This window comes from Marinobacter sp. F4218 (assembly GCF_019443085.1).
Taxonomy (GTDB): Bacteria; Pseudomonadota; Gammaproteobacteria; order Pseudomonadales; family Oleiphilaceae; genus Marinobacter; species Marinobacter albus.
Window position 1 is genome coordinate 1,804,721 of the sequence record NZ_JAHZIL010000003.1, and the last position, 25,726, is coordinate 1,830,446.

The following is a 25,726-nucleotide window of genomic DNA, read 5'->3' on the forward strand; positions in this document are numbered from 1 at the left end:
CGCCCAGATCCCCTATGAGCACACAGCCCCAGGACTCACGGCCCCAGACCGCGGATCTTGAGAACCCCCTGTACTACCTGGAAAACATGGAAACCGTCCTGCGCTGGGTCACCACCCACCACCGTGACCTGTTGCTGACGACCGAATACGCCCGCCTGATTGGCTTTTTCGACCTGTCCCGGTCCGCACGGGCACTGCTCACCCGGATGGTGATGCGCGCCGGTGAGCTGTTTCGAGCCGACAAACTGCGGTACCCAGAGCTGACCGTACCCGAAGCCGAGGCCCTGGCAGAACTGGCCGACCGGTGCTGGCTGGAGAGCGAGCCGAGGCTGGGCCTGGATGACCTGTTCCGGCTCTATACCCTGGCGGAACTGAGGCCGGTCTTTGCCGACGAGCTGGCGCGCCTGGGACTGCCGAAAACCCTGCCCAAGGCCCGGCTGCGCGAGGCGGTGCAACCGGACTTTGCCGGCGTCCTGCCGGTGGCGGAGTGGCTGGGCCACGACCGGGCACCGGTGGTCCGGGTTCGGCACATGGCCCTGTTCGACCGCACGCGACTGATGTTCTTTGGCAACCTGCGCCAGAGCTGGTCCGATTTCGTGCTGGTGGAACTCGGGCACCAACGCTACGAACAGGTGTCCCTGGCGCCGGACTCCCGGGCGTTCCACCGGCGCGAGGATGTGGACTGCTACCTGGCGATGCACGACTGCCGACAACGGCTGGACGAGGGCGTTCCGGCCGACGCAGTCTGGGCCGATGTGCCCGCTGCGTCGGACAATCCCTGGCTGACCAGCCGCCGGGACCGGTTGCTGTTGGAGCTGGGCCGACAGGCCGAACGCCAGGGTGACCGGGATCTCGCCCTCGAGGCGCTCGCCTCCAGCGGCCATCGTGAAGCCCGGCTGAAACGGTTGCGGCTGCTCGAACGCATGAAGCGCTTCGACGAAGCCTGGGACCTGGCCCGGGACTGGCAGACCGGGGAATTGAGCGACGCCGAGGCCCAGGGCCTGGGCCGAATCCTGAAGCGGCTAGCGTCCCGGATGGGAGCGACAATTCCCCGGGTCACCCCGGCACCACCGATACAGGAGTTCACCCGCACCCTGGTACCGCCGTCGTCCGGCTCGGTGGAAATGGCGGCGCGGGACGACCTGAGCCGGGAGGACGCGCCGGCGTTCTACGTGGAGAACACCCTGATCAACGGACTATTCGGCCTTTTGTGCTGGCAAACCATCTTCCAGGCCATCCCCGGGGCGTTTTTCCATCCGTTTCATGTCGGCCCGGCGGACCTCACCCGGGAGGATTTCGTCGCCCGCCGCCAGTCGTCGTTCGACCGATGCTTTGCACTGCTGGAAGACGGTGGCTATCGCCGGGTCATCCGGGACAACTTTGCGGATAAGCAGGGGGTTGCCAACCCGTTCGTGATCTGGCCGGTACTGACCGAGGAACTGCTGACCCTGGCCCTGGACTGCATTCCCGCCCGGGATCTTCGCGTGTTGTTCGAGCGCCTGCTGCTGAACATCCGGGAACACCGCAGCGGGTTCCCGGACCTGATCCAGTTTTTTCCCGATGCACCGGATGCCGGCCGTCGTTACCGGATGATTGAGGTCAAAGGCCCGGGGGATCGGTTACAGGACCACCAGCTTCGGTGGCTGGCATTTTTCGCCAGTAACGACATTGCAGCCAGCGTCTGTTACGTGCGCTGGCAATCCGATGGAGAGTGCGGGTGAAGGTTGCGGTTCGTACCCTGTGTGAGTTTGCCGCCCGCCACGGTGACCTGGACTTTCGCTACACCCCGGCACCCAGTTCCGACGAGGGCATTGCCGGTCACCAGGCGATCCAGGCCCGACGTGGGTATGGCTATAAAAGCGAATACTTACTTACCGGGGAGTGTCTGGGGTTACAGCTTTCCGGGCGAGCCGACGGCTATCATCCGCATCGCGGCCGGCTGGAAGAGATCAAGACCCACCGGGGCGATCTGTCCCGCATCCGGGAACACCAGCGGGGACTGCACCGGGCCCAGTTACGGGCCTACGGTGCGTTGCTCTGTCGTCAGGAGAATCTGAAGAAACTGGAACTGACCCTGGTGTATTACGACACCGGCAAGGACAAGGAGACGCCGGTGACTGAAACCGCCACAGCGGTGCAACTCTGGCAGGAACTGGAAGCCCTGTGTGCTCAGTTCCGGGCCTGGGCGGAGCAGGAGGAGCATCATCGGGAACTGCGGGACGCACGCCTCTCCGGCCTGCGGTTTCCGTTTCCGGATTTCCGGCCGCGCCAGCGCCGGTTGGCCGAAACCGTCTATAAGAATGCCATGAACGCCGGCACACTGTTGCTGGAAGCGCCCACCGGCCTGGGCAAAACCCTGGGGACCCTGTTTCCGTCACTGATGGCGATGGCAAGTGCAGGCCAGGATCGGCTGTACTACCTCACCTGTCGCAACACCGCCCGGCAGCTGGCGGTCGATGCCATCGAGCGCCTGCGGGTGGCTCAGGAAAACCCGGGACACTGGCCGTTGCGGACCCTCGAACTGGTGTCCAAGGACGACGCCTGTGAGCATCCGGACAAGGCCTGCCACGGTGATTCCTGCCCTCTCGCGAAGGGGTTCTTCGATCGCCTGCCGGACGCCCGGGCGGAAGCGGTTCAGACCGGCGCCACCCTGACCCGGGAGGCGTTGGCGCGAATCGCTGCCGGGCATGGCATCTGTCCCTACTTCCTGGCGCAGGAGATGGCACGCTGGAGCGATGTGGTGGTGGGCGACGTTAACCGGATGTTCGACCAGTCTGCCCTGCTCCATGGCCTGATCCGCCAGAACCAGTGGCAGGCGGCCGTGCTGCTGGATGAGGCCCACAATCTGGTGGACCGGGCCCGGGGTATGTACTCGGTGCGCCTGGACCAGCAGCGCCTGCTGCGGATTCGGAAAACCGCGCCAAGGGTCCTGAAACCGCACCTGGACCGGACGGCCAGGGCCTGGCAAGGCGTTATCCGGGACCATGGGGAGGGAGGCGACACGCCGGTGTTCCTCGACAGCCTGCCGTTGGCGCTGGCCGGCAGTCTGCTCGGGCTGGTCTCGGCATTGACCGACTTTCTGGCCGACAACCCGCCGGACCTGGCGCTGCAGGAACTGCTGTTCGAATCGGTGGCGTTCATGAAACTGGCGGATTCTTTTGGCGATCATTCCCTGTGCGAGTTCCGGCGCACCGGCCGGGGCCGGGCCAGCGTGACCATTCAGAACCTGGTGCCGGCGGATTTCCTGCGCGAGCGGTTTGCGGCCGCCCGTTCGGTACTGCTGTTTTCGGCGACCCTCAGCCCCGGGGTCTATTACCGGGACCTGTTGGGCCTGCCCGAGGACAGTCGGTTTACCTCGCTGCCCAGCCCGTTCACCGCTAATCAACTACAGGTGCATTTTACCCCGCGGATCAGTACCCGACAGGCGCACCGGCACGCCTCGGCCCAACCCATTGCCGAACTCATTGCCCAGCAGTTCCGGCAGCGACCGGGTCACTATCTGGCGTTCTTCAGCAGTTTCAAATACCTGAACGAGGTAAGCGAGGTGCTTGCCCGGGAGGCACCGGAGGTGCCGCAACGGTCTCAGAAGCCGGGCATGAGCCCACAACAACGCGTTGAGTTTCTGGCGGAGTTCCGGGAAGGCACTGGCAGCGTCGCGTTTGCGGTTCTGGGAGGGGTATTCAGCGAAGGCATTGATTTGCCCGGGAACCAGTTGATCGGGGCTTTTGTCGCCACCCTAGGCCTGCCCCCGTTTGATGCCTGGCATGAGATTCTCAAGGACCGACTGGAGGAGCGCTTTGGTGCCGGCTACGACTACACCTACCTGATCCCCGGGTTGCAGAAAGTGGCCCAGGCGGCGGGCCGGGTGATCCGTACACCGGAGGACGAGGGTGTGATCTGGCTGATCGACGACCGGTTCCTCAAGCCACCGGTGCGGAATCTGCTCCCCGGCTGGTGGTTTGAGGCGCCGAGCGTTCCTTCAACGACCGGTTGATGGTCACCAGCTGTGCCGGCCCTTCGGGGGCGTCAATCGCGGCCAGCGCCTGATCGAGCGCGGCGGCGGCGATTGCTTCGTGGTTCTGCGGCATGGAATTGACCGGCACCGGCAGGAAGTCCAGCAGACGGTCATCGCCGAAGGTGGCGAGTTTCAAGTTCCCGGGCAAGCCGCCGGGCTGTTCCAGCAGCACATCCAGCACCCCCTGCAACAGCGTGTAGGAGGCCGTGACCAGGGCATCCGGCAACCCGGTCTCGGTCAGCAGCGCCCGCATCAGGGTGGCGCCGGTCTCGCGATCGTAGCGGGCACCACTTTGCACCAGCACGTGACAGCCGGCCCGGCGTGCCGCCGCCTCGAATCCGGCCCGGCGCTCCCGGGTCATGGCGATTTCCGGCACCGCATCCAGCCAGGCCACGGTGCCTGTGTCGTCGCCCAGAACCGACCGGGTCAGGGTGTCCGCCGCGCTCTGGTTGTCACTGACCACACAGCGGATGACGCCCGGCGACTGGGCCCGGTCAACCGCCACCACCGGCAGGCCATTGGCTTGCAGTTCCGGATAGAAGGGATCGTCCGCGCCAAGCGCGCTTGCCACGATCAGGGCATCACAGCGTCGCGCCTTCAGGGCCCGGGCCAGGGATTTTTCCGTTGCCGGGTCGTCATCGGAACCGGCGATCAGCAGCTGGTAGCCGTGGCTCCGGGCGCGCTGTTCCAGCAGCTTGGCCAGCCGGGCGTAACTGGTGTTCTCCAGGTCCGGCAGAATAAAACCGAGGGTTTTGCTGGCGCCACCGCGCAGGGCCGCCGCCTGGGCATCCACCTGGAAATGGTGGGCGCGGGCAATGGCCAGGACCTTGTCAATGGTGTCCGGTTTGATGCGCCGGGCCACGCCCTGACCGTTCATGACATAGCTGGCGGTGGTTCTCGACACCCCGGCCAGCCGGGCAAGTTCAGCGAGTGTCATGGGTTGCTTCCCTGTTCAAGGATTGCTTGATTTCTGAGCATATCTGATCCATCATCGATTTTAAGCATGCTGACACGATTCAGCAACTATAAACCACGGAACACCACAACAACAAAGCGAGGCAAACACCCATGCTGACGCTGACCGCCAACGACATACGACTCGGGGCTACCGCCAGTGACTGGCAGGATGCCCTGACCCAGGCTGGCCGGGACCTGGAAACGGCCGGCCGAACCTCTTCCGCTTACCTGGCTGGCATGAACGCCCGTGAACAGCAGTCGTCCACCGTGCTGGGCAACGGCATCGCCATTCCCCACGGCACGCCGGAAAGTCGGGAGGCGGTCCTGGAGACCGGCATCCGGATTCTTCAGTTCCCCGACGGGGTCACCTGGCACGACGGCGCCCGGGTGCATGTCCTGGTGGCAATCGCGGCCCAGTCCGACGAGCATCTGGATATCCTTCGTCATCTGACCCGGGTGTTGGATAAGCCGGGGCTGGCGGAAAAGCTGGCGCAAGCCGGGAATGCCGGTGAACTGGTGGCGCTGCTCTCCAAACCGCCGGTGGTGGCCAAGTGCGACGGCGATACCCTGTGCCTGGGTATCGAGGCCACGACGGCGCAGGAGCTGGCGCTGGCGGCGGCGGCCCGGCTCCAGCGATTGCGCTGTATCGACGCCGATTTTCTGACCGAGATCATAACCCAGCCGCCGGTGGCCCTGGGGCGGGGCTTCTGGTTGGTCCATCATACTCTGGGGGCCCACCGTCCGGCGCTGTCGCTGGCGACGCCAAAAAAACCGGGGCCGGAGCTCCAGGGCGTATTCTGTCTGGCCGGTCCGGGTGACGAGTGCCACGAACTTCTGGAGCGCATGGATAACTTCCTGGCGGGCGATGGCGGCATTGATGGCCTGGGCATTGATGCCCTGCTGGCACGACTTTCCGGCGAAGCGTCGGATGCGGTCACCGCCAACGTCACCCTGCTGAACACCCACGGCCTGCATGCGCGGCCGGCAAAACAGCTGGTTCAGGAGGCCCGTCGTCACAACGCCAGTATCCGGGTGCGTCTGCGGGAAGGCGATGGCAGTGCCGTCTCGGCCACCAGCCTGACCCGGGTCATTGGCTTGGGGGCCCGCCGTGGCCAGACCCTGGTGCTGTCGGCCACCGGCGATGAAGCGCAACAGGCGGTGACGGCATTGACCCGGGCCATCTCCGAAGGCCTTGGTGAACAGGTTTCGCCCCTGCGTGAGGGTGCCCCGAACCCGGCCGAGGCCGGTGCAACCGACCCTGAGCCGCTGGTGGACGACGAACCTCTCAAGGCTGTTGCGGCATCGCCAGGACTTGCCCTGGCTCCGGCGTTCGTGATGCGTCAGCCCCGACTGACGTACCTGGAAACCGCTGCGGATGCCGAAGCCGAGATTCAGCGCCTGAACCGTGCCATCGACGAATCGGATGGCCAGCTCCGGACCCTGATCCGTCAGGCGGAAGGGGGCGAGGCGGCACCCATACTGTCTGTGCACGTGGAAATGCTGCAGGACGAGGACCTGTACCAGGCCACCCTGGAAGCGATCAACGAGGGCGCCTCGGCCGAAGCCGGCTGGTGGCGGGCCATCGACACTGCAGCGAAGGGCCAGGAGGCCCTGGCCGATCGGCTGCTGGCCGAGCGCGCGGCGGACCTGCGGGATGTTGGGCGCCGGGTGCTGGCCAATCTCTGCGGTGTGGCCATGCCGACGCCGCCGGACACCCCCTATGTGCTGGTGGCCGAAGATCTCGGTCCGTCCGATGTCGCCCGGCTGGATACTTCCCGGGTCCGGGGGCTGGTGACGGCCCGTGGTGGTGCCACCTCCCACAGCGCGATTCTGGCCCGGGCGCTGGGTCTGCCCGCCGTGGTGGGTGCCGGCGAGGCGGTGCTGGCGATCGCCGAGGGCGCCGAACTGGTGGTGGACGGCGAGCGTGGCTGCCTAGTGCCGAATCCGGGCAGTGAACGCCGGGAACGGGTCCTCCGGCGCATCGATCAGTTGGAATCCCTTCAGGCCGCCGCCTACGACCACCGTCATCGGCCGGCCACGACCCGGGACGGGCACTCCATCGAAGTGTGCGCCAACCTGGGTAATACGGCCCATACCCCGGATGCCGTGGAACGAGGTGCCGATGGCATCGGCCTGTTGCGGACCGAGTTCATTTTCATGGCGCATCCGGAGGCGCCGGATCTCGACACCCAGGTCCGGGAGTACCGGCACGCCTTCGATGCCCTGAACGGTCTGCCCCTGGTGGCCCGCACCCTGGACGTGGGTGGCGACAAGCCGTTGGACTACTGGCCCCTGCCCCAGGAGGACAACCCGTTTCTGGGCCTGCGGGGTATCCGGTTATCGCTGACCCGGCCGGAAATCCTGGAAACTCAGGTCCGGGCCCTGTTGACGGCTGCCGGGGACCGGCCGCTGCGCATCATGTTTCCCATGGTGAAGGATCTGGAAGAGTTCCGGGCCGCCCGGGAGATTGTGAAGCGGGTGCAGGCGGAAGTGGCTGCCGCGGATGTGCAGGTGGGCGTGATGATTGAAGTGCCGTCCTGCGCCCTGCTGGCCGGAACCCTGGCGCCGGAAGTGGACTTCTTCTCCATCGGCACCAACGACCTGACCCAATACACCCTGGCCATTGACCGCGGGCATGGCCAGCTCTCCGCCGAATCCGATGCCCTGCATCCGGCGGTGCTGCGATTGATCCAGATGACGGTGGAGGCCGCCCACGCCCACCAGCGCTGGGTCGGCGTCTGTGGCGAGTTGGCCTCGGATCCCCAGGCGATTCCGGTTCTGGTTGGTCTGGCAGTGGATGAACTGTCGGTGACCAGCCGCCGGGTACCCCTGGTCAAGGCCTGTATTCGCGAGCTCACCCTGGACGAGGCCCGGGCCCAGGCAGAACTGGCATTGACCAAGGCCTCTGCTGCCGAGGTTCGCGATGCCCTGGAGTCGTTCTGATGGCCCGGATAATGACCATTACCCTGAACCCTGCACTCGATCTGAACGCGGACCTTCAGACCCTGACGCCCGGCCAGGTGAACCGGACCACCGCCACCAGCCTGGATGCCGCCGGCAAGGGGCTCAATGTGGCCCGCGTGCTGGCACGCCTGGGCCACCGGGTTACTGTGACCGGATTGCTGGGTGAGGACAATGCTGCGCCGTTTGAGCGGCTGTTTGCGGATGCCGGACTGGACGACAGTTTCGTCCGGATTCCGGGCGAGAATCGCATCAACATCAAGATCGCCGAACAGGGTGGCCGGGTCACCGACCTCAACGGAGCCGGGTTCCAGATACCCGCCGATGCCCTGAAGTGCCTGGAGTTCCGGCTGGCGCCCCTGATCCCGGAGCATGATGTCATTGTGATTGGCGGAAGCCTTCCGGCCAACATGCCTCCGTCGGCGGTGGCGGAGCTGGTCACCATGGTCCGGCAGGCGGGCAAGCCGGTTTGGCTCGATACCAGCGGGGAGGCTCTTGTCCATGGTCTGGCGGCGACGCCTGACGCCATCAAGCCCAACCTCGAGGAACTGTCGGCCTGGGCCGGTTGCGCGCTGACGTCCCGCCGTGAGGTCGCTGACGTGGCGGCCCGGCTTCAGGCTCAGGGCATAACGCAGGTGATTGTCTCCCTGGGCCCGGACGGGGTGCTCTGGTTCGGGCCCGAGGGCCGTTACCGCTCCCTGCCGCCGCCGGTCTCCGTACTGAGCACCGTCTGCGCCGGCGACACCCTGCTGGCCGGCATGCTTCACGGCCAGTTGCTGCCTGGAGAGCAGCGCAACCCGACCCAGCGCCTGCAGTTTGCCACCGCCCTGTCCGCCGAGTGCGTGCGCCATGCAGGTGTGGGCGATCCGGCGGCGCCTGATTTCACCACCTTGCTCGACAACACCCGGGTGTACCCCTGGCCCGGGGATAACAACCATGGGGAGATGCCGTTATGAACCTGATTATTGTGACTTCCTGCCCTCAGGGGTTCGCCACCTGTTTCCTGGCGGCCCGGACCCTGGAACGGGCCGCCCACCAGCGCGGCTGGCAGGTCACCACCGATGTCCGGGGTCCCGGTGGCCAGTCGCCGAATCCCCCCGGGGACTCGGCGATTGCCGCGGCCGATCTGGTGATCGCCGCGCTGGGCGTCCCGGTTGGGCTGGACGCCTATGCCGGGAAACCCCTGTACCAGATTCCCGTTACCGCGGCCTTGCCGGATCCGGCCGCCGTGCTTGATGCCGCCGAACAGCAGGCCAGCCCGTGGTCGCCGGATGACGCGCCCGTGGTATCCGGAACTGATGGCGGCAGCGACGGCCCCGCCCCTGGAGTCCGAAACATTGTCGCGGTGACCGCCTGCCCGACCGGCGTGGCCCACACGTTCATGGCAGCAGAGGCACTGACGGCCGCGGCCGAAGCGGCCGGTCATTGTATCCGGGTGGAAACCCAGGGCTCCGTGGGGGCCCAGGACCCGCTGACCGAGCAGGAGATTGCCGCGGCCGATGTGGTTATCCTGGCCTGTGACATTGAGGTGGACCCTGGCCGTTTTGCCGGCAAGCGGGTCTGGCGGACCTCAACCGGAGCAGCCCTGAAAAAGCCGGCGGACACGGTGCGTCAGGCCCTGGCCGATGCGACGCTCCTGGACGTTGGCCAGCAAAAGGCGGCCAGCGCCGGTGGTGAGAACCGGGGTCCGTACAAGCACTTGCTGACCGGGGTGTCGTTCATGTTGCCCATGGTGGTGGCCGGTGGTCTCCTGATTGCCCTGTCGTTTGTTTTTGGCATCGAGGCGTTTCAGGAGCAGGGCACACTGGCGGCGGCCCTGATGCAGATTGGCGGCGGTACCGCCTTCAAGCTGATGATTCCGTTACTGGCCGGGTACATTGCCTGGTCCATTGCCGACCGCCCCGGTCTGGCGCCCGGAATGATCGGAGGGTTCCTGGCCGGGGAACTGGGGGCCGGCTTTCTTGGCGGGATTGTGGCCGGTTTCCTGGCCGGTTACGTCGCGCGTTTCATCAGCCAGAAATTGCCATTACCCGAAAGTGTGGAGTCGCTGAAGCCGATCCTGATCATTCCCCTGTTCGCCAGCCTGGTGACCGGCCTGGGCATGATTTACGTGATCGGAGAACCCATGGCCGCAATCATGGGGGCGTTGACCGGGTTCCTGGAGAGCATGGGTACCACCAACGCCATCCTGCTGGGCGGGATCCTCGGTGCCATGATGTGTTTCGACCTGGGTGGGCCGGTGAACAAGGCTGCCTACACCTTCGGGGTTGGCTTGCTGTCCGAAGGCAGCGGTGGCTCGGCGCCCATGGCGGCGATCATGGCGGCAGGCATGGTGCCGGCGATCGGTATGGGGGTGGCGTCCTTCGTTGCCCGCCGGAAGTTTGCCGAGGCCGAGCGTCAGGCCGGCCGCGCCTCGTTCGTGCTGGGCCTGTGTTTTATTTCGGAGGGCGCCATTCCGTTCATGGCCAAGGACCCCTTACGGGTGATTCCGGTGTGCATGGTGGGCGGTGCAATCACCGGCGCGCTGTCCATGCTGTTTTCGGTCAAGCTGATGGCGCCACATGGCGGCCTGTTTGTGCTGGCGATTCCCCACGCGGTCAGCGCCGTGCTGCCCTACCTCATCGCGATTGCGGTCGGATCACTGGTGATTGGTTTTGGCTACGCCCTGGTCAAGGTGGGCAAGGCCGAGGTGGTGCCGGCGGTCACCTGAGGTGGCCCCGGGTAACCGGTAATGGCAAATGGCCCTCGACAGAGGGCCTTTTGCGTTACCCGAAGTGGAAGAACGCCAGCTTGTTGCCGTCCGGATCCTTCACGTAGGCCCCGTAAAACTGATCGGGAATCCGCTGCCCCGGCTCACCGTCGCAGCTGGCTCCGAGTTCAATGGCCTTGCGGTAATGGGCATCCACGGCCTCTTTGGAACCGGGATTGATCGCCACCATGTTGCCGTTGCCGGGGTGATTGGGCTCTTTGTTGAAGGGCTCGCACACCGCCAGCATGGGGGTGCCCATGCTCTTGCCGATGAAGGCAATCCGGCCCATGTCCAGCAGGACTCTGGCGTCCAGGTCGGCGAGCAGGTCCGAGTAGAATGCCTTCGCCTTGTTCATATCACTGACACCGATGGTGACGTATCCGATCATAGTGCTTGCTCCGTTTGAGGTTGGGGTTCTGGCATAAATACGGGCAGTTTCCTGCCGGGATCAATGGGTGTGGTTCATTTGTCTTCGGCACCGCTGACCACCACCCGGTTCCGTCCGGCCCGCTTGGCCTGGTACAGCGACTGGTCGCACATCGCCAGCAGGTCGCGCACGGACGGAACGTTGGTCGACCAGCTGACCACACCGGCACTGAGGGTAACACTGAAGGACTCCCCCTCGTCACTGACGAACGCCAGGGATTCCATGCCGGTCCGGAGGGCTTCCGCCACATGCCGGGCATCGCCCAGGGTGGTGTTGGGCATCAGCACGATGAATTCCTCGCCTCCGGTCCGGGCCACGATGTCGGCCTTCCGGGTGCGGGATTCGATCAGTTGGGCAATTGTCTGAAGCACGCTGTCGCCCATGGGATGGCCCCAGGAATCGTTGATGGCCTTGAAGAAATCGATATCCAGGGAGACAAGCGAGAAAGTGTGGCCGTAGCGCTCGGTCTCGGCGGCCAGTTCTTCCAGTTTCCGGAGCATGTACCGGCGGTTGTACAGGCCGGTGAGTTCGTCGGTAATGGATAGCTGTTCCAGTTCCAGCTCCAGAAGTTTGCGGTCGTCGATGTCCGTGATCACGCCGTGCCAGGTAATGCTGCCATCGATATCCCGCTCCGGTCGCGACACCCCTCGAAGCCAGCGTATCCGGTCACCTTGCACGATACGGAAGTCGCACACCCACTGACACAGGGTTTGGGCGGACTCGCCGATGGATGCCTGAAGCCGTGGCAGATCGTCCGGGTGGATCGGGTCGAACATCAGGTTGGGATTGGCCCTGGCGTCTTCCGCGGAAACGCCATAGAAGTCCTCGGTCTTCTGGCTCAGGTACGGGAAGTGAAAACTGCCATCCGGTTCCATCACGAAGGTGTAAATGACGCCCGGCAGCGATTCGGCCAGTTTCTGGAGCTGGTGTTGACTGACCTTCTCATCGGTCACATCCAGATGGGTACCCATCAGCCATCGGCCACCGAGATCGTCGTGGTCGGTAAGCAGGGTGCCCCGGGTATGGATGTACCGCCATTCGCCGCTCCGGTGCATCATCCGGACCACACACTCGTACAGCGGATCCTCGCCATTAAGATACCGGGCCAAGGCCTGGTGGGCGGCCTGAACATCGTCGGCATGACACAGCCGTTCCCAGGTCTGGAAGGAGACCGGTGACAGCTCGTCGAGGGTGTAACCCAGCATGGAAGCCCAGCGGTCGTTGAAGATGATCTCCCCAGTGTCCAGATTGAACTCCCAGGTACCTGCTCCGGTGCCTTCCAGGATGGCTTTCAATCGGGTTTCCGCGGATAGCTGCATGGGTTCCTCTACCTCATGGGTGCTTGCCTAGCTAGTTAAGCACATGCGGCGGCCCCCGTGAATCAGCTTTGGCCCCGCCCATCCCTCTGCCGGGGACCGGCCTGTTCCGGAACCTCGGTCATGACAAACCGGTCTGTTGGGACTATTTTGAAAACATTGCACTGGAGTCCAACGTTCCGGACCAACTGGTCCGGGTCTCCTGGGTTCACCAGAAGGGAATTGCGGTGACCGACAACACAGTTCTACGTCTCAAGAGCATCGCCATCCTGACCATGGTCATTGCAGGTGTAACTGGCTGTGCCCTGCCCGCCATGTCCGAACGCACGGAAAGCGCAGCACTCCCGATCCAGCAGACCGAAGATACCCGGCTGGGGCGGGCCATTGCCCCGGCGCTGGCAGAGCACGGCGACAAAAGCGGGATCGTGACCCTGGCGGATCCCTACGATGCCTTCGCCGCCCGCGTCCTGCTGGCGGAAGGGGCCGATGCCTCGCTGGACGTGCAGTACTACATCTGGCGTTATGACATCAGCGGCCGGTTGTTGCTCAATGCCTTGTACCGGGCCGCCCAGCGGGGTGTCCGGGTCCGGCTGTTGCTCGACGACAACGGCATTGCCGACCTGGATCAGCCCCTGTCTGCATTGGATGGCCACCCGAACATTGAAGTGCGTTTGTTCAATCCTTTCCCCACGCGCAGTGCCAAATGGCTGGGTTACCTGAGCGATTTCTCGCGCCTGAATCACCGAATGCACAACAAATCCTTCACGGCGGATAACCAGGCCGCCATCATCGGCGGTCGAAACGTCGCGGATGAGTATTTCGGAGCCGGGTACGGGGCGCTGTTTGCCGACCTGGACATTCTCGCCATTGGCCCCGTGGTTGATGATCTCTCTGCGGATTTTGACAGGTATTGGTCCAGTGCGTCGGCGTACCCGGCCGAGTTGCTGTTGCCGGACGTGGAAATGGAGGAACTCACGAAGCTCATTGAGTCGGCCCAGGCGCTGGAGCAGAGCCCGGAGGCGACTGCATACGTGCGCTCGGTGGCGGACTCGGGTTTCATGTCCAGGCTCTTCGAAGGCAATCTGCGCTTTACCTGGGCGCCGGTGACCATGGTGAGTGATGATCCCGCCAAGGCCCTGGGCGATAGCGATGATGACAAGCTGATGAGCCGGCAGCTGGTCCAGGCGCTGGGCGAGCCCACTTCTTCCTTTACCCTGGTATCACCCTACTTCATACCCGGGAAAGCGGGGTTGGCGTTGTTTCGTGACCTCGAAAGCAAGGGGGTCGAGGTACGGGTACTGACCAATTCCCTCGAAGCCAACGACGTGGCCCTGGTTCATGCGGGCTATGCGAAGTACCGGAAACCCCTGTTGGAAGCGGGGGTCGAACTGTTCGAGATGCGTAAGCTGGATGAAGGCAAATCCCTGGAACGGGGCCTGCAGTCGGGCCTGTCGGGAAGCTCCTCTTCCAGCCTTCATGCCAAGACTTTTGCCGTGGATGGCGACACCCTGTTTGTTGGCTCTTTCAATTTCGATCCGCGCTCCACCCACCTCAATACCGAATTGGGATTCATCATCGAAAGCCGAGAGCTGGCGGGCATGCTGGATACCCTGTTTGACGAACAGGTCGCGTCAGTTGCCTACGAGGTGGTGCTGGATGATGACGGCGATCTTCAGTGGATCGAGCGTAATGGCGATGAGGTCGTCCGCCACAGTCATGATCCGGAGGCCGGGGCGTTCAAACGGGGGATGGTGTTTGTGTTTTCTTTGTTGCCTATCGAGGGGCTTCTGTAACGAAGTAAAGGCAAAACGGGAAAATGGTCGGCGTGGCAGGATTCGAACCTGCGACCCCTTCGTCCCGAACGAAGTGCGCTACCAAGCTGCGCCACACGCCGATCAACGGCCGGTATTATACGGATTCACTCTGGTTTTACCAGCCCTCGGCCGACAAAAGCGCATCCGTAAAAGCGCTGAGATTATCGTAGATCGTGACCCGCGCGCCGGGTATGGGTCGGGCGTCCAGGTGCCGCTCCGTCTCCTTTCCGTTGCCGCTACGTACCAGCACAGGTTGGCAGCCCCCGGCGAAACCGGCCTCCAGGTCCTTCCGGCTGTCCCCCACCATAATGGCACCCTGGAGCGACGTCAGGTGGAAATGGGAACGGATCTGCTCCAGTAGGCCAGTCAGGGGCTTGCGACAGTCACAGTGATCGTCCGGGTGGTGGGGGCAGTAAGCGATGAAATCAATGCAGCCCCCGGCCGCCTCGACCATCCGCTCGAGCTTCTCGTGCATGGCATCCAGCTCGTCGGTGTCGTAGTAGCCCCGGGCGATGCCGGACTGGTTGGTGGCAATGGCGACCCGGTGGCCGGCGCTGCAAAGCCGTGCCACCGCGTCAATGCTGCCGGGAATGGGGTGCCATTCATCTGCAGAGCAGATGTAGTTGCCATCGTACTCATTGATGACCCCGTCCCGGTCGAGGATGATCAGCATCGTTTCCCGTTCGCCCCTGCCTCTCTTAACTCACTGTCAGCCGGCGGTCGGCAGCAGCGAAATGTCTGCGACCCGGAGGAACAGGTTGCGCAGCCGGTTCAGCAGAGCCAGACGGTTGTTGCGGATGGCCTCGTCCTCGGCCATCACCATGACCTCGTCGAAGAAGTTATCCACCGGCTCCCGCAAGCTGGCCAGCGAACTCAGAGCGCTGGCATAGTCGCCCTGCTCGAACAGCGGCAGCACTTTCCGGGCCTGCTGATCGACCCGGTCTGCCAGCGTCTGTTCGGCGGGGTCCTGCAGCAAAGCGGTATCCACGGTTTCACCGATCTGATCGCCGCCCTGTTTGGTCAGGATGTTGGACACCCGCTTGTTGGCGCCGGCCAGGGCCCGGGCCTCGGGCAGCTGGCGGAAGGCCTCGACCGCCTTGACGCGCTGGTCGAAGTCGAGCGGACGGGTCGGACGGCGGGCATGCACGGCCAGGTAGACTTCGGCACCGATGCCCTGCTCATCGTAGTGGGCCCGGAAGCGCTCGAGCATGTAATCCACCACAGTGCTGGCGGTGTTCTGCTCGGTCAGCACCGTGAAGTTCTCCTCGGCCCACTGGCAGCAGGTCTGCAGGTCCAGCGGCAGCTCCCGTTCAACGATGATGCGCAGCACGCCCAGGGACGCGCGGCGCAGCGCAAACGGATCCCGGGTACCGGATGGCGGCTGGTTGATGCCGAACAGGCCGACCAGGGAGTCGATCCGGTCAGCAATGGCGACCGCACAGCCGGTCAGGGTGGTTGGCAGGTCATCACCGGCAAAGCGGGGCATGTACTGTTCGTTCAACGCCTTGGCAACGTCCGCGGCTTCGCCGTCGTTCGCCGCGTAGTACTGGCCCATGATGCCCTGCAGGTCGGTGAACTCCAGCACCATCTCGGTGACCAGATCGGTCTTGGCCAGCATGGCGGCACGTTCGGCCAGGGCCGGATCGCTGCCGATGGCATCCGCAATTTTCTTTGCGAGGGCGGCCACCCGGACCGACTTGTCATAGATGCTGCCCAGCTTTTCCTGGAACACGATGGGCTTGAGCTGGTCGATACGGTCTTCCAGCCGGGTCTTGCGATCGGTTTCGTAGAAAAACGCGGCATCCGACAGGCGTGGACGAATCACTTTCTCGTTCCCGGAGATAACCTGGGACGGGTCCTTGCTATCGATGTTTGCCACGGTGATGAACAGCGGCAGCATCTCGCCGTCGGCGGCCACCACGTGGAAGTATTTCTGATGTTCCTTCATGGAGGAAATCAGTGCTTCCGCAGGAACCTCCAGGAAGCGTTCCTCGAAGCGCCCCATCAATGGTACTGGCCATTCGTTCAGGGCGGTGACTTCGTCGAGCAAGTCGTCGTCAATCACGGCCTTGCCGCCGGCCTCGCGCTCGGCCAGCTCGGCCACGCCGGCCCGGATCAGCTCCCGGCGCTCGGCGAAATCGGCAATGACAAAGCCTTCCTGCTTGAGCACCACCTCGTAATCGCCGGGGGTCGGCACGATCAGGGCTTTCGGGCAGTGGAAGCGATGTCCGCGGGTCTTGTTGCCGGGCGCCAGGCCCATGATCGGCGCATCAATGACTTTGTTGCCGAACAGCATGACGACCCAGTGCACCGGGCGGACAAACTCGGTCCGGTGTGCGCCCCAGCGCATGCGCTTGGGGATGGGCAGCGCCGCCAGTGACTGTTCGACCAGTTCCGGCATCAGTTCGACGGTGGGTTTGCCCTTTTCGACGGTCCGGTAAACCACCCACGCGCCCTTGTCGGTTTCCAGGGTGTCGAGCTGGTCCGGGGTGACGCCCAGCGAAGTGGCAAAGCCCGTCAGTGCGCGGGTCGGGTTGCCGGCATCATCGAAGGCGGCTTTCACCGCCGGGCCGCGTTTCTCGACGGGCTTGTCCGGTTGGGCGTCGGACAGATCCCGAACCCGGACCGCCAGACGACGGGGCGCGGCAAAGGCTTCAACCTTGCCGAACTCGATGCCGGCGTCTTCCAGGCCCCGGGCAATGCCCTGGGTGAACGCATCAGACAGCGGCTTGAGCGCTTTCGGGGGCAGTTCTTCGGTGCCCAGTTCGACCAGAAAATCCTGTGTTGCCATGGTTATGCGTTCCCCTGTTCCTGCTGTGCCTTCTTCGCTTTTTTGCCTTTCTTGCCGTTGGCCTTGTCATCGGCGGCGTCCGCCGCGGCCAGTACTTCCTCACGCAGGGCCTCGGGCGCCAGCGGGAAGCGGAGTTTGCGGCGGCTGTCGAAGTAGGCCTGGGCCACGGCCCTTGCCAGGGTACGTACCCGCAGGATGAATCGCTGGCGCTCGGTCACCGAGATGGCGTGGCGGGCGTCCAGCAGGTTAAACGTATGGGAGGCCTTGAGCACTTGCTCGTAGGCCGGCAGGGCGAGGCCAGCGTCGATTAGCCGGGAGCTCTCGCGCTCATGAACATCGAAGCTGTGGAACAGGAAGTCGGTGTCCGCGTGCTCAAAGTTGTAGGTGGACATCTCTACTTCCTGCTGATGGAAGACGTCGCCGTAGGTGACCACGCCGTCCGGACCTTCGGTCCAGATCAGGTCGTAGACACTGTCCACGCCCTGCAGGTACATGGCGATCCGCTCAAGACCGTAGGTGAGCTCGCCGGTTACCGGATAGCATTCGATACCGCCGACCTGCTGGAAGTAGGTGAACTGGGTCACTTCCATGCCATTTAGCCAGATCTCCCAGCCCAGGCCCCAGGCGCCCAGAGTCGGGGATTCCCAGTTGTCTTCCACAAACCGGATGTCGTGGACCAGCGGGTCCAGGCCCAGGGCCTTCAGCGACTCGAGGTAGAGTTCCTGGATGTTGTCCGGGGACGGCTTCAGCACCACCTGAAACTGGTAGTAATGCTGGAGGCGGTTCGGGTTTTCGCCGTAGCGGCCATCAGTGGGGCGACGACTGGGCTGGACGTACGCGGCATTCCAGGTTTCCGGCCCGATGGCTCGCAGGAAGGTCGCCGGGTGAAACGTACCGGCACCCACTTCCATGTCCAGTGGCTGGAGTACCACGCAGCCGTGCTGCGCCCAGAAATTCTGCAGAGCCAGGATCAGGCCCTGAAAGGTCCTGATGTCCGGAGCGGTATTTTTCGTTGCCTTGTCTGTCACGACGTTTGCCTACTGATCGGTCTGAGTGTGGCGCCCCGATTCCGCCGGGGCACTCTGAAAAAAGGCGCATTATACGCTTGCCAAAGCGGTATTTCTAAGAGGAGTTCACTGCGTTGATTTTGAACTAGAAGAACGTCAGCCCCACCTGGAACAGTTTTTCCACATCCCGGATCCGGGATTTGTCCACCAGGAACAGGATCACGTGGTCATCGGGCTGGACCCGGAGGTGATCGTGGGCGATCAGGACTTCGTTGTGCCGCACGATGGCACCAATGGTGGTCCCCTCCGGCAGGTTGATTTCATCCAGTCGCTTGCCGACCACCTTGGAGGAGCGGTGGTCGCCGTGGGCGATGGCTTCAATGGCCTCCGCAGCGCCCCGGCGCAGGGAGTGAACGTTCACCACGTCGCCCCGGCGCACGTGTGTCAGCAGGCTGCCGATGGTGGTTTGCTGGGGCGAGATGGCCACGTCGATGTCGCCACCCTGGATCAGGTCCACGTAGTCCGGGTTGTTGATCAGCGTGAGCACCTTGCGCGCGCCAAGCCGCTTGGCCAGCAGTGAGGCCATGATGTTGGCCTCGTCGTCGTTGGTGACGGCGCAGAACACGTCGGTGTTCTCGATGTTCTCTTCCAGCAGGATGTCCTTGTTGGCAGCGTTGCCCTCCAGCACCACTGTCTTGCGCAGGTTTTCCGACAGCATCACGCAGCGCTCGTGGTTCCGCTCAAGGAGCTTGACCTGGTACCGGTTCTCCAGCGTGTGCGCCAGGCGCTGGCCGATGTTGCCGCCGCCACAGATGAAAATGCGCTTGTAGTTCTTGACCAGGGGCTGCAATTCGCTCATGACCGACCGGATGTGGTCGGACGCGGCGATGAAGAACACTTCGTCGCCATCCTCGATCACCGTGTCGCCCTGGGGCATGATCGCCCGGTCCTTCCGGAAGATGGCTGCCACCCGGGTGTCGATGCGGGGCATGTGGGTGCGCAGGTACGACAACTCATGGCCGACCAGCGGTCCACCCTTCATGGCCCGGATCGCCACGAGCCGGGTCAGGCCCTTGGAGAACTCGAGCACCTGCAGAGCGCCTGGGTTTTCGATCAGGCGGGTGATGTGCTTGGTAACCAGGTGTTCCGGGCTGATGAGGACGTCAATGGGGAAGCCGCGCAGACTGTCGAGGTCTTTCTTCCGGTCCCTCTGGTAGAACAGATCCGATTTTGCGAGGTAGGCGTTGGCCCGAACCCGGCAGATGGTGGTCGGGGTCTTGTACAGAAGCTTGGCGACCTGGCACGCCACCATGTTGGTTTCGTCGCTGCTGGTGACGGCAATCAGCATGTCGGCGTCTTCCGCCCCGGCCTGCCGGAGCGACGTCGGATACGACGCCTCGCCCTGGACCGTCCGGATGTCGAGCCGGTCCTGCAACTCGCGTAGCCGGGCACCGTCACTGTCGATAATGGTGATGTCGTTGGCTTCGTTCGCCAGGTTTTCGGCCAGTGTGCCACCCACCTGGCCGGCACCGAGGATCATGATCTTCATGCTTCGGGTTTCTCCAGTACGGCGTAGAAGAAGCCGTCATGGCTGTTCGGATCGGGGAGCAGCTGCCGCCCCGCGCCCATATCCCGTCCCCATGAAACCTCCGGTTCCACGAGCACGGCGGTGTCCTGCTGTTTACGGAATCGCTGGATTATACGGTGGTTTTCCTGGGGGAACACCGAACAGGTCGCATACACCAGCCGCCCGCCGGGTTTGAGGATAGACCACATGGCCTCCAGCAGGCCAAGTTGAATTCCGGCCAGGGGCACGATATCTGTTTCCCGACGCAGCAGCTTAATGTCTGGGTGGCGCCGGATGACGCCGCTGGCACTGCAGGGCACGTCGAGCAGAATCCGGTCGAAAGCGTTGCCATCCCACCACTGGTCAATGTCCGCGGCGTCGGCCTGGATCAGCGTGGCCTCAAGATCCAGCCGGTCGAGGTTCTCCTGCACCCGTGGCAGGCGTGCGGCCGATTCGTCGATCGCCACCACTTCGGCCAGATCGCCGCAGGCTTCCAGAATGGCGCAGGTCTTGCCGCCGGGCGCGGCGCAGGCATCCAGCACCCGCTGGCCCGGGGCCAGATCCAGCAGCGTCGTACACAGCTGGGCGGCTTCGTCCTGGACGCTGACGGCGCCATCGGCAAACCAGGGCAGGTGCTCCACGGGTACCGGCTGATCCAGCTGGATACCGCAGGGCGCATACCGGGTGGGTGCAGCTTGAATACCCGCCTCGGCCAGCAGGGCCAGGTAGCGCTCGCGGGTGAAGCGGAGGGCGTTGACCCGCAGCGTCATGGGGGCCTGGGCGTTGTTGGCATCGAGAATCCGTTGCCAGTCATCCGGCCAGTTGTGGCGCAGTTTCTCCACCATCCAGGCCGGATGGCTGAACCGGTCCGCGTCGTTGGCCGGCGCCGGGGCCCCGTCCCTTTCGGCGGCCCGCAGCACCCCATTGACCAGACCGGTGAGGTGCGGCTTGTCCAGTGCCCGGGAGGCTTCCACGGTCTCATTGAGAATCGCGTAGGTGGCGTGCTGGCTGAACCGGAGTTGAAACAGCGCCACCAGCATCAGGTGGTGAACGATGCGATCGGGGCTACGCAGCGGTTTTTTCAGCCGGCCCCGGAGTTCGCCGTCGAGCCGGTGAAACCATCGGCAGGTGCCATAGCACAGCGCCTGGAGGACCGGGCGTTCGTTGATGGGAAGCCGGGCCAGTGCCGGCGGCAGACACTGGGAAAGGGACTGACCGTTTTCCACCGCGAGCAGTACATCGGCGGCAACGGCTCTCACGGGCTGGCTGTGCCCCCCCATGTCAGTGCAGCTCCTGACCGGGAAGCAGCAACTGTTTGCCACCGTTGATCAGGTCGCTCGAACTCTGGGCCCTGGAGCCCGGCAATTGTAGGCGAGTGATGCGCAGGGTACCGGTGCCGCAGGCCACGTCAATGCCGTCCCGTTCCCGGCGAAGGACGGTGCCTGCGGGCTTCCGGCTATCATCGGGGAGGACTGTGGCCGAGTGGATGCGGAGTCGTTGCTGGTCCAGATCGGTGTAGGTGCCAGGCCAGGGACTGAACGCTCGAATCAGGCGCTCGATGCTCGCCGCGTCGCTCGACCAGTCGATGTGGCCCTCGTCTTTGGTCAGCTTTCGGGCGTAACAGGCGAAATCATCATTCTGGGCTTCGGCTTTCAGTTCGCCTTTTTCCAGCAGCCGCAGGGCTTCCACAATGGCATTGCCGCCGAGCGCCGCCAGACGGTCATGGAGGCTGCCGCCGGTGTCATCGGCTTCGATCACGGTCATGGATTTCAGCAGCATGGCGCCGGTGTCGAGGCCCTCATCCATCTGCATGATGGTGATGCCGGTCTCGGTGTCACCGGCGGCAATCGCCCGGTGAATCGGTGCGGCGCCGCGCCAGCGCGGCAGCAGCGAGGCGTGAATGTTCAGGCAGCCGTGCCGGGGAATGTCGAGCACGGCTTTGGGCAGGATCAGGCCATAGGCCGCAACGATCATCACGTCCGGTTTCAGGTCTGCCAGTTCCTGCTGGGCAGTTTCCGTTTTCAGACTTTCCGGCTGGAACACCGGAATACCGGCGTCGAGGGCCACCTGTTTGACCGGGCTAGGGCTCAGCTTGCGCCCGCGGCCGGCGGGCCGGTCCGGCTGGGAGTAGACGCCGACCACGGTATGGTGGGTGTTCAGCAGGGCTGTCAGAGCGGTGGCTGCAAAGTCGGGGGTGCCAGCAAAAACAAGTCGCACGGGGCTGAAGTCTCTGTTCCGTTGAATACGAAAAGACCGGGTCGCGACCCGGTCCGAAGTCTGTTTACCTGTCCTGGCGGCGTTCCACGCTTGCCCGGTCAGGCGCTCTTCTTGTGCAGCTTTTCCAGCTTCTTGCGAATCCGGTTACGCTTCAGGGCGCTGAGATAATCGACAAACAGCTTGCCGTTGAGGTGATCCATCTCGTGCTGGATACACACTGCAAGCAATCCGCGGGCTTCGAGCTCGTAGGGCTGGCCGTCGCGGTCAATGGCCCGGATCATGCAGTGTTCGATGCGGCTGACGTCTTCGTAGAAGCCCGGTACCGACAGGCAGCCTTCCTGCATGTCCTCCAGCTCGCCATCAAGCACCTCGACCTCGGGATTGATGAACACCCGCGGCTCGCTCTTGTCCTCCGACAAGTCCATCACGATGATCTGCTTGTGAACATTCACCTGAGTGGCCGCCAGACCAATGCCGGGCGCATCGTACATGGTCTCGAACATGTCGTCGATTAGCTTGCGGATATCGTCCGTAACCTCGTCCACCGGCTTGGCGATGGTGCGCAGACGGGGATCCGGGTATTCGAGAATATCTAGTATCATGACGCTCGTTTATTGACCTGTATATCTGAGTGCAGTGTTAACGTTTGTATCCCTTGTAAATTTCTGCAAGCGAGTGAAACTGATCGCCAAAATGCGACAGCGTACTGCGCAAAAAATCACCCTTTACCTAAGATGATCGGGACGGAACCGTAGGATTCAACGGCTGCCAGCAGCGTTAACGCGATTTCTCTATTATCCAACAATTCGTCGATTGAGTACAAACTGATCAGTTAATAGTTAAAATCTCTCGCCGGAAGGATAGAATTTACTGGAAGAACAAAAGATAACATCACAAATTCCGGGACTTCTTCTATAGTATCAGGAATAACAACGTAATAAGCTGCGGATAACTGGCTGCATCCAAAAAGAATGCAAAGACTCAAGGCACGCGATCAAGGACTTACACAATGAGGAAACTGCTGTACGCTCTGGCAGCATTTACGCTGCTGTTCACCTCCTGGGCCCAGGCTGCACCGGAGCTGCGGTCGGATCATCCCGAGCGTTACACTGTCGTAAAGGGTGACACCCTCTGGGATATATCGGGGCGTTTTCTGAATAACCCGTGGTACTGGCCTGAAATCTGGCACGTGAACCCTCAGGTTGCGAATCCTCATCTGATCTACCCTGGCGATCGCCTTGCTCTGGTCTACATCGACGGCCAGCCCCGCGTGACCAAGGTGGCTTCCAGCGATGTCGTCAAGCTGTCGCCAAAGGTTCGCTCCGAGCCAATTGATACGCCGATTCCTGCCATTCCGCTGGACGCCATCAGCAGCTTCCTGACCGACACACGCATCGTGACACCCGAAGAACTGAACGGTGCACCTTACGTGCTGGAAGGTGAAGACGGCCGAATCATCACCGGCGCCGGTGATCGCATCTACGCGCGTGGCGACAAGCCCGCGGATAAAGTGGGGATCTTCCGCCGCACCAAGGAATTTATTGACCCGGAAACCGGCGAGTTTCTCGGTCTGGAGGCCCGCAGCATTGGTGCCGGCAATGTCACGGCGGAAAACGGCGATGTGCTGACTCTGCGGCTGACGAAGTCCAATCAGGAGATCCGTATTGGTGATCGTCTGCTCACCAACGTCAATCGCCCGATTTCCACCAGTTTCGTGCCCAGTGCGCCCGACCAGCAGGTTGAAGGCGTGATGATCGCCGTCGATGGCGGTGTCAGCCAGATTGGCCAGTTTGACGTGGTGACCATCAACCGGGGCGAGCGTGATGGCCTGAAGCCGGGCAACGTCATGGCTGTGCTCAAGAGCGGCAACATGGTTCGCGATCCGATCACCGGGGAAACCATCGAATTGCCGTCTGAGCGTGCCGGCCTGATGATGGTTTTCAGGTCCTATGAAAAGATGAGCTATGGCCTGGTCTTGCAGGCCACCCGCGCCCTGTCGGTGGGCGACCAGGTAACCAACCCCTGATGCACTAAGCGTCGGGTTCTGATGATGGCCGGGCCAGGAAGGTCCGGCTTTTTTCGTTTTCAAGGATGATATTGTGACCGACCTACCCGTTCCCGATGCCCGGAATCCGGGCCCCGTTCCTGATGACACCGCCCGCTGGCTGGCACTGGCGAACCTGCCCGGCCTGGGGCTGCGACGCCGGCGCAAGCTGGCCTCTGCCTATCCCCGGTTGACCGATCTGCTCTGGCTGAATCCGGCCACGCTCAGGGCCTGCGGCCTCCCGGCCGAGACCCGGGAAGCTATCCGCGCCTGGCAACAGGGTGATTCCGATCATCCGGTGGTGGCGGGCGTCCGGCAGATTCAGCGGGACTGCGAGCGCCTGGCGATCACGATCATCACCTGCGAGAACCCCGGCTTTCCCGAGGCCCTGCGCCACATTCACGATGCGCCGCTGGTCCTCTATGCCCGGGGCGACACCACCCTGCTGGACCGGGACCAGATCGGTATCATCGGCAGTCGACACGCCAGTCGCGCGGGCCTGGATCATGCCCGCAAGTTCGCCGCGGAACTCAGTGCCCGACACCTGCTGGTGACCAGTGGCCTGGCCCTCGGCGTTGACGGCGCCGCTCACGCCGGCGCCCTGGACAGCGACTTTCCGACTCTGGCTGTCATTGGCAGTGGACTCGACCGGATCTATCCGAGCCAGCATCGACGGCTCGGGCAACGGGTCATCGAGCGGGGCCTGATGGTGTCGGAGTATCCGCCGGGAACGCCGGCCAGGGCCGCCCACTTCCCCCAGCGCAACCGCATCATCAGTGGCCTCAGCCGGGGTGTTCTGGTGGTGGAAGCCGGGCTGAAAAGCGGTTCGCTGATCACCGCCCGGCTGGCGCTGGAACAGGGCCGGGAGGTTTTTGCCATTCCGGGCTCGGTGCACAGCCCGGTCTCCCGTGGCTGTCATCACCTGATCAAGCAGGGTGCGCGCCTGGTGGAGACGGTGGACGACGTTCTTGAGGAACTCGGCACCTGGTGGTCCTTCTCGGAGCCTGTCTGTCCAGGTGCATCGTCAGGTTCAGAGCCGGACGTCCGGCGCCCGGAACTCGCTGGTCTGGAGCATCGGGAAATCGCGGTATACGAGGCTTTAGGGTATGATCCGCAGTCAACAGATGCACTGAGTTCAGTGACCGGCCTGCCCGCGGACCAGCTCATGCAGGCCCTGCTGCTTCTGGAGCTGCAGGGCCTGGCGGGTTCGGCCCCGGGGGGCTTCCAGCGACTCGCCTGAACCCGGTGTGAGAGTCCACCCGACAGTAGCCCAAGACACCAACATGACAGCTCCCTCCCCCCTCAGCGACTGGCAGCTTCACTGCGCCCGCAGAACCCTTCTCGGCGGCGGCGTCATCGCCTACCCAACGGAAGCGGTCTGGGGCCTGGGCTGCGACCCCTGGGACATCCAGGCGGTTGAGCGTATTCTTGAGCTGAAGAACCGGCCCATGGAGAAGGGTATGATCCTCGTGGCCAGCTCCCTGGACCAGATCCGTTTCCTGCTCGACCCCCTGCCCATCGGCTTGCAACGCGAGGCCGAGCGGCATTGGCCGGGGCCTGTGACCTGCCTGTTGCCCGACGTGGAACAGCAGATTCCGGAGTGGGTGCGGGGACGTCACAGTGCCATCGCAGTCCGGGTCAGCAGCCATCCGGTGGTTCGTGCCCTGTGCGACGCTGCCGGTATGCCCCTGGTTTCGACATCGTGCAACCCGGCAGGGCGTCAACCAGCGCGTTATTCCTGGCAGGTGCGCCGGTACTTCGGCCAGCAGCTCGACTGGCTTGTGCCGGGGGCGTTGGGCGGGCGTCGCAACCCGAGCCGCATTATTGATATTGTCAGTGGTCAGCAGCTTCGTTAGGAGAG

Annotated in this window: 19 protein-coding genes and 1 tRNA gene; 9 read left to right on the forward strand and 11 right to left on the reverse strand. The window is 63.5% G+C overall.

Annotated features, from left to right (window positions below; translation table 11 throughout):
* Positions 1 to 14 precede the first annotated feature (14 nt).
* Together K0B93_RS12270 and K0B93_RS12275 are read left to right on the forward strand one after the other, a co-directional pair.
* Positions 15 to 1,721 carry a VRR-NUC domain-containing protein gene (locus tag K0B93_RS12270; RefSeq protein WP_219867480.1) on the forward strand — a complete coding sequence of 569 codons (1,707 nt, stop codon included), beginning with the start codon at positions 15 to 17 and terminating at the stop codon, positions 1,719 to 1,721.
* Positions 1,718 to 3,994, forward strand: a complete 2,277-nt coding sequence (locus K0B93_RS12275) for a helicase C-terminal domain-containing protein (RefSeq protein ID WP_219867481.1) — start codon at positions 1,718 to 1,720, stop codon at positions 3,992 to 3,994. The genes K0B93_RS12270 and K0B93_RS12275 overlap by 4 nt, the downstream gene beginning before the upstream one ends.
* Here K0B93_RS12275 and cra read toward each other — a convergent pair.
* Positions 3,921 to 4,952 carry a catabolite repressor/activator gene (gene cra / locus K0B93_RS12280; protein ID WP_219867482.1) on the reverse strand — a complete coding sequence of 344 codons (1,032 nt, stop codon included), beginning with the start codon at positions 4,950 to 4,952 and terminating at the stop codon, positions 3,921 to 3,923. The genes K0B93_RS12275 and cra overlap by 74 nt on opposite strands.
* Before the next feature lie 131 nt (positions 4,953 to 5,083).
* On the opposite strand from cra, the gene ptsP reads away from it, so the two are divergent.
* From ptsP to K0B93_RS12295, 3 genes are read left to right on the forward strand one after another with little or no spacing between them, the layout of a single operon-like run.
* On the forward strand, positions 5,084 to 7,915 hold the full coding sequence (gene ptsP, locus K0B93_RS12285) for a phosphoenolpyruvate--protein phosphotransferase (RefSeq protein ID WP_219867483.1): 2,832 nt from the start codon (positions 5,084 to 5,086) through the stop codon (positions 7,913 to 7,915).
* Positions 7,915 to 8,889 (forward strand): 1-phosphofructokinase, encoded by a 975-nt coding sequence (pfkB, locus tag K0B93_RS12290; protein ID WP_219867484.1) that lies wholly within the window; start codon positions 7,915 to 7,917, stop codon positions 8,887 to 8,889. Before ptsP ends, pfkB begins: the two co-directional genes overlap by 1 nt.
* Positions 8,886 to 10,643 (forward strand): PTS fructose-like transporter subunit IIB, encoded by a 1,758-nt coding sequence (locus K0B93_RS12295; RefSeq protein WP_219867485.1) that lies wholly within the window; start codon positions 8,886 to 8,888, stop codon positions 10,641 to 10,643. Before pfkB ends, K0B93_RS12295 begins: the two co-directional genes overlap by 4 nt.
* 55 nt (positions 10,644 to 10,698) lie before the next feature.
* Here the strand turns inward: K0B93_RS12295 and K0B93_RS12300 are convergent, their stop codons facing one another.
* On the reverse strand, positions 10,699 to 11,070 hold the full coding sequence (locus tag K0B93_RS12300) for a VOC family protein (protein ID WP_219867486.1): 372 nt from the start codon (positions 11,068 to 11,070) through the stop codon (positions 10,699 to 10,701).
* Between the two features lie 74 nt (positions 11,071 to 11,144).
* On the reverse strand, positions 11,145 to 12,428 hold the full coding sequence (locus K0B93_RS12305) for a sensor domain-containing diguanylate cyclase (RefSeq protein WP_219867487.1): 1,284 nt from the start codon (positions 12,426 to 12,428) through the stop codon (positions 11,145 to 11,147).
* Between the two features lie 68 nt (positions 12,429 to 12,496).
* On the opposite strand from K0B93_RS12305, the gene K0B93_RS12310 reads away from it, so the two are divergent.
* Positions 12,497 to 14,218, forward strand: a complete 1,722-nt coding sequence (locus tag K0B93_RS12310) for a phospholipase D family protein (protein WP_324124956.1) — start codon at positions 12,497 to 12,499, stop codon at positions 14,216 to 14,218.
* Between the two features lie 24 nt (positions 14,219 to 14,242).
* Here the strand turns inward: K0B93_RS12310 and K0B93_RS12315 are convergent.
* The 8 genes from K0B93_RS12315 to def all read right to left on the reverse strand — a co-directional run bounded on the left by K0B93_RS12315 (position 14,243) and on the right by def (position 22,423).
* Positions 14,243 to 14,319 (reverse strand) — tRNA-Pro (locus K0B93_RS12315).
* A gap of 35 nt (positions 14,320 to 14,354) precedes the next feature.
* Positions 14,355 to 14,912: a D-glycero-beta-D-manno-heptose 1,7-bisphosphate 7-phosphatase gene (gene gmhB, locus K0B93_RS12320; RefSeq protein WP_219867488.1), complete on the reverse strand. Its 558-nt coding sequence runs from the start codon at positions 14,910 to 14,912 to the stop codon at positions 14,355 to 14,357.
* A gap of 36 nt (positions 14,913 to 14,948) precedes the next feature.
* Complete coding sequence (gene glyS, locus K0B93_RS12325) at positions 14,949 to 17,030, reverse strand: glycine--tRNA ligase subunit beta (RefSeq protein WP_219867489.1); 2,082 nt, start codon at positions 17,028 to 17,030, stop codon at positions 14,949 to 14,951.
* A 2-nt stretch (positions 17,031 to 17,032) separates the two neighbouring features.
* Positions 17,033 to 18,058: a glycine--tRNA ligase subunit alpha gene (glyQ, locus tag K0B93_RS12330; RefSeq protein WP_219867490.1), complete on the reverse strand. Its 1,026-nt coding sequence runs from the start codon at positions 18,056 to 18,058 to the stop codon at positions 17,033 to 17,035.
* 124 nt (positions 18,059 to 18,182) lie between these two features.
* On the reverse strand, positions 18,183 to 19,586 hold the full coding sequence (trkA, locus tag K0B93_RS12335; RefSeq protein WP_219867491.1) for a Trk system potassium transporter TrkA: 1,404 nt from the start codon (positions 19,584 to 19,586) through the stop codon (positions 18,183 to 18,185).
* Positions 19,583 to 20,884, reverse strand: a complete 1,302-nt coding sequence (gene rsmB / locus K0B93_RS12340) for a 16S rRNA (cytosine(967)-C(5))-methyltransferase RsmB (protein WP_219867492.1) — start codon at positions 20,882 to 20,884, stop codon at positions 19,583 to 19,585. Before rsmB ends, trkA begins: the two co-directional genes overlap by 4 nt.
* A gap of 1 nt (position 20,885) precedes the next feature.
* Complete coding sequence (gene fmt, locus K0B93_RS12345) at positions 20,886 to 21,821, reverse strand: methionyl-tRNA formyltransferase (RefSeq protein WP_219867493.1); 936 nt, start codon at positions 21,819 to 21,821, stop codon at positions 20,886 to 20,888.
* Between the two features lie 98 nt (positions 21,822 to 21,919).
* Positions 21,920 to 22,423, reverse strand: coding sequence for a peptide deformylase (gene def, locus K0B93_RS12350; RefSeq protein WP_218636151.1), 504 nt, complete (start codon positions 22,421 to 22,423; stop codon positions 21,920 to 21,922).
* Positions 22,424 to 22,830: 407 nt separating this feature from the next.
* Here def and K0B93_RS12355 point away from each other — a divergent pair, with 407 nt between their 5' ends.
* From K0B93_RS12355 to K0B93_RS12365, 3 genes are all read left to right on the forward strand, one after another.
* The gene (locus K0B93_RS12355; protein WP_219867494.1) at positions 22,831 to 23,847 is read left to right on the forward strand and encodes a LysM peptidoglycan-binding domain-containing protein; all 1,017 of its coding nucleotides are present in this window, start codon (positions 22,831 to 22,833) and stop codon (positions 23,845 to 23,847) included.
* A 73-nt stretch (positions 23,848 to 23,920) separates the two neighbouring features.
* Positions 23,921 to 25,105 (forward strand): DNA-processing protein DprA, encoded by a 1,185-nt coding sequence (dprA, locus tag K0B93_RS12360; RefSeq protein ID WP_219867495.1) that lies wholly within the window; start codon positions 23,921 to 23,923, stop codon positions 25,103 to 25,105.
* Positions 25,106 to 25,148: 43 nt separating this feature from the next.
* Positions 25,149 to 25,721: an L-threonylcarbamoyladenylate synthase gene (locus tag K0B93_RS12365; protein WP_219867496.1), complete on the forward strand. Its 573-nt coding sequence runs from the start codon at positions 25,149 to 25,151 to the stop codon at positions 25,719 to 25,721.
* The last annotated feature ends 5 nt before the right edge of the window (positions 25,722 to 25,726 follow it).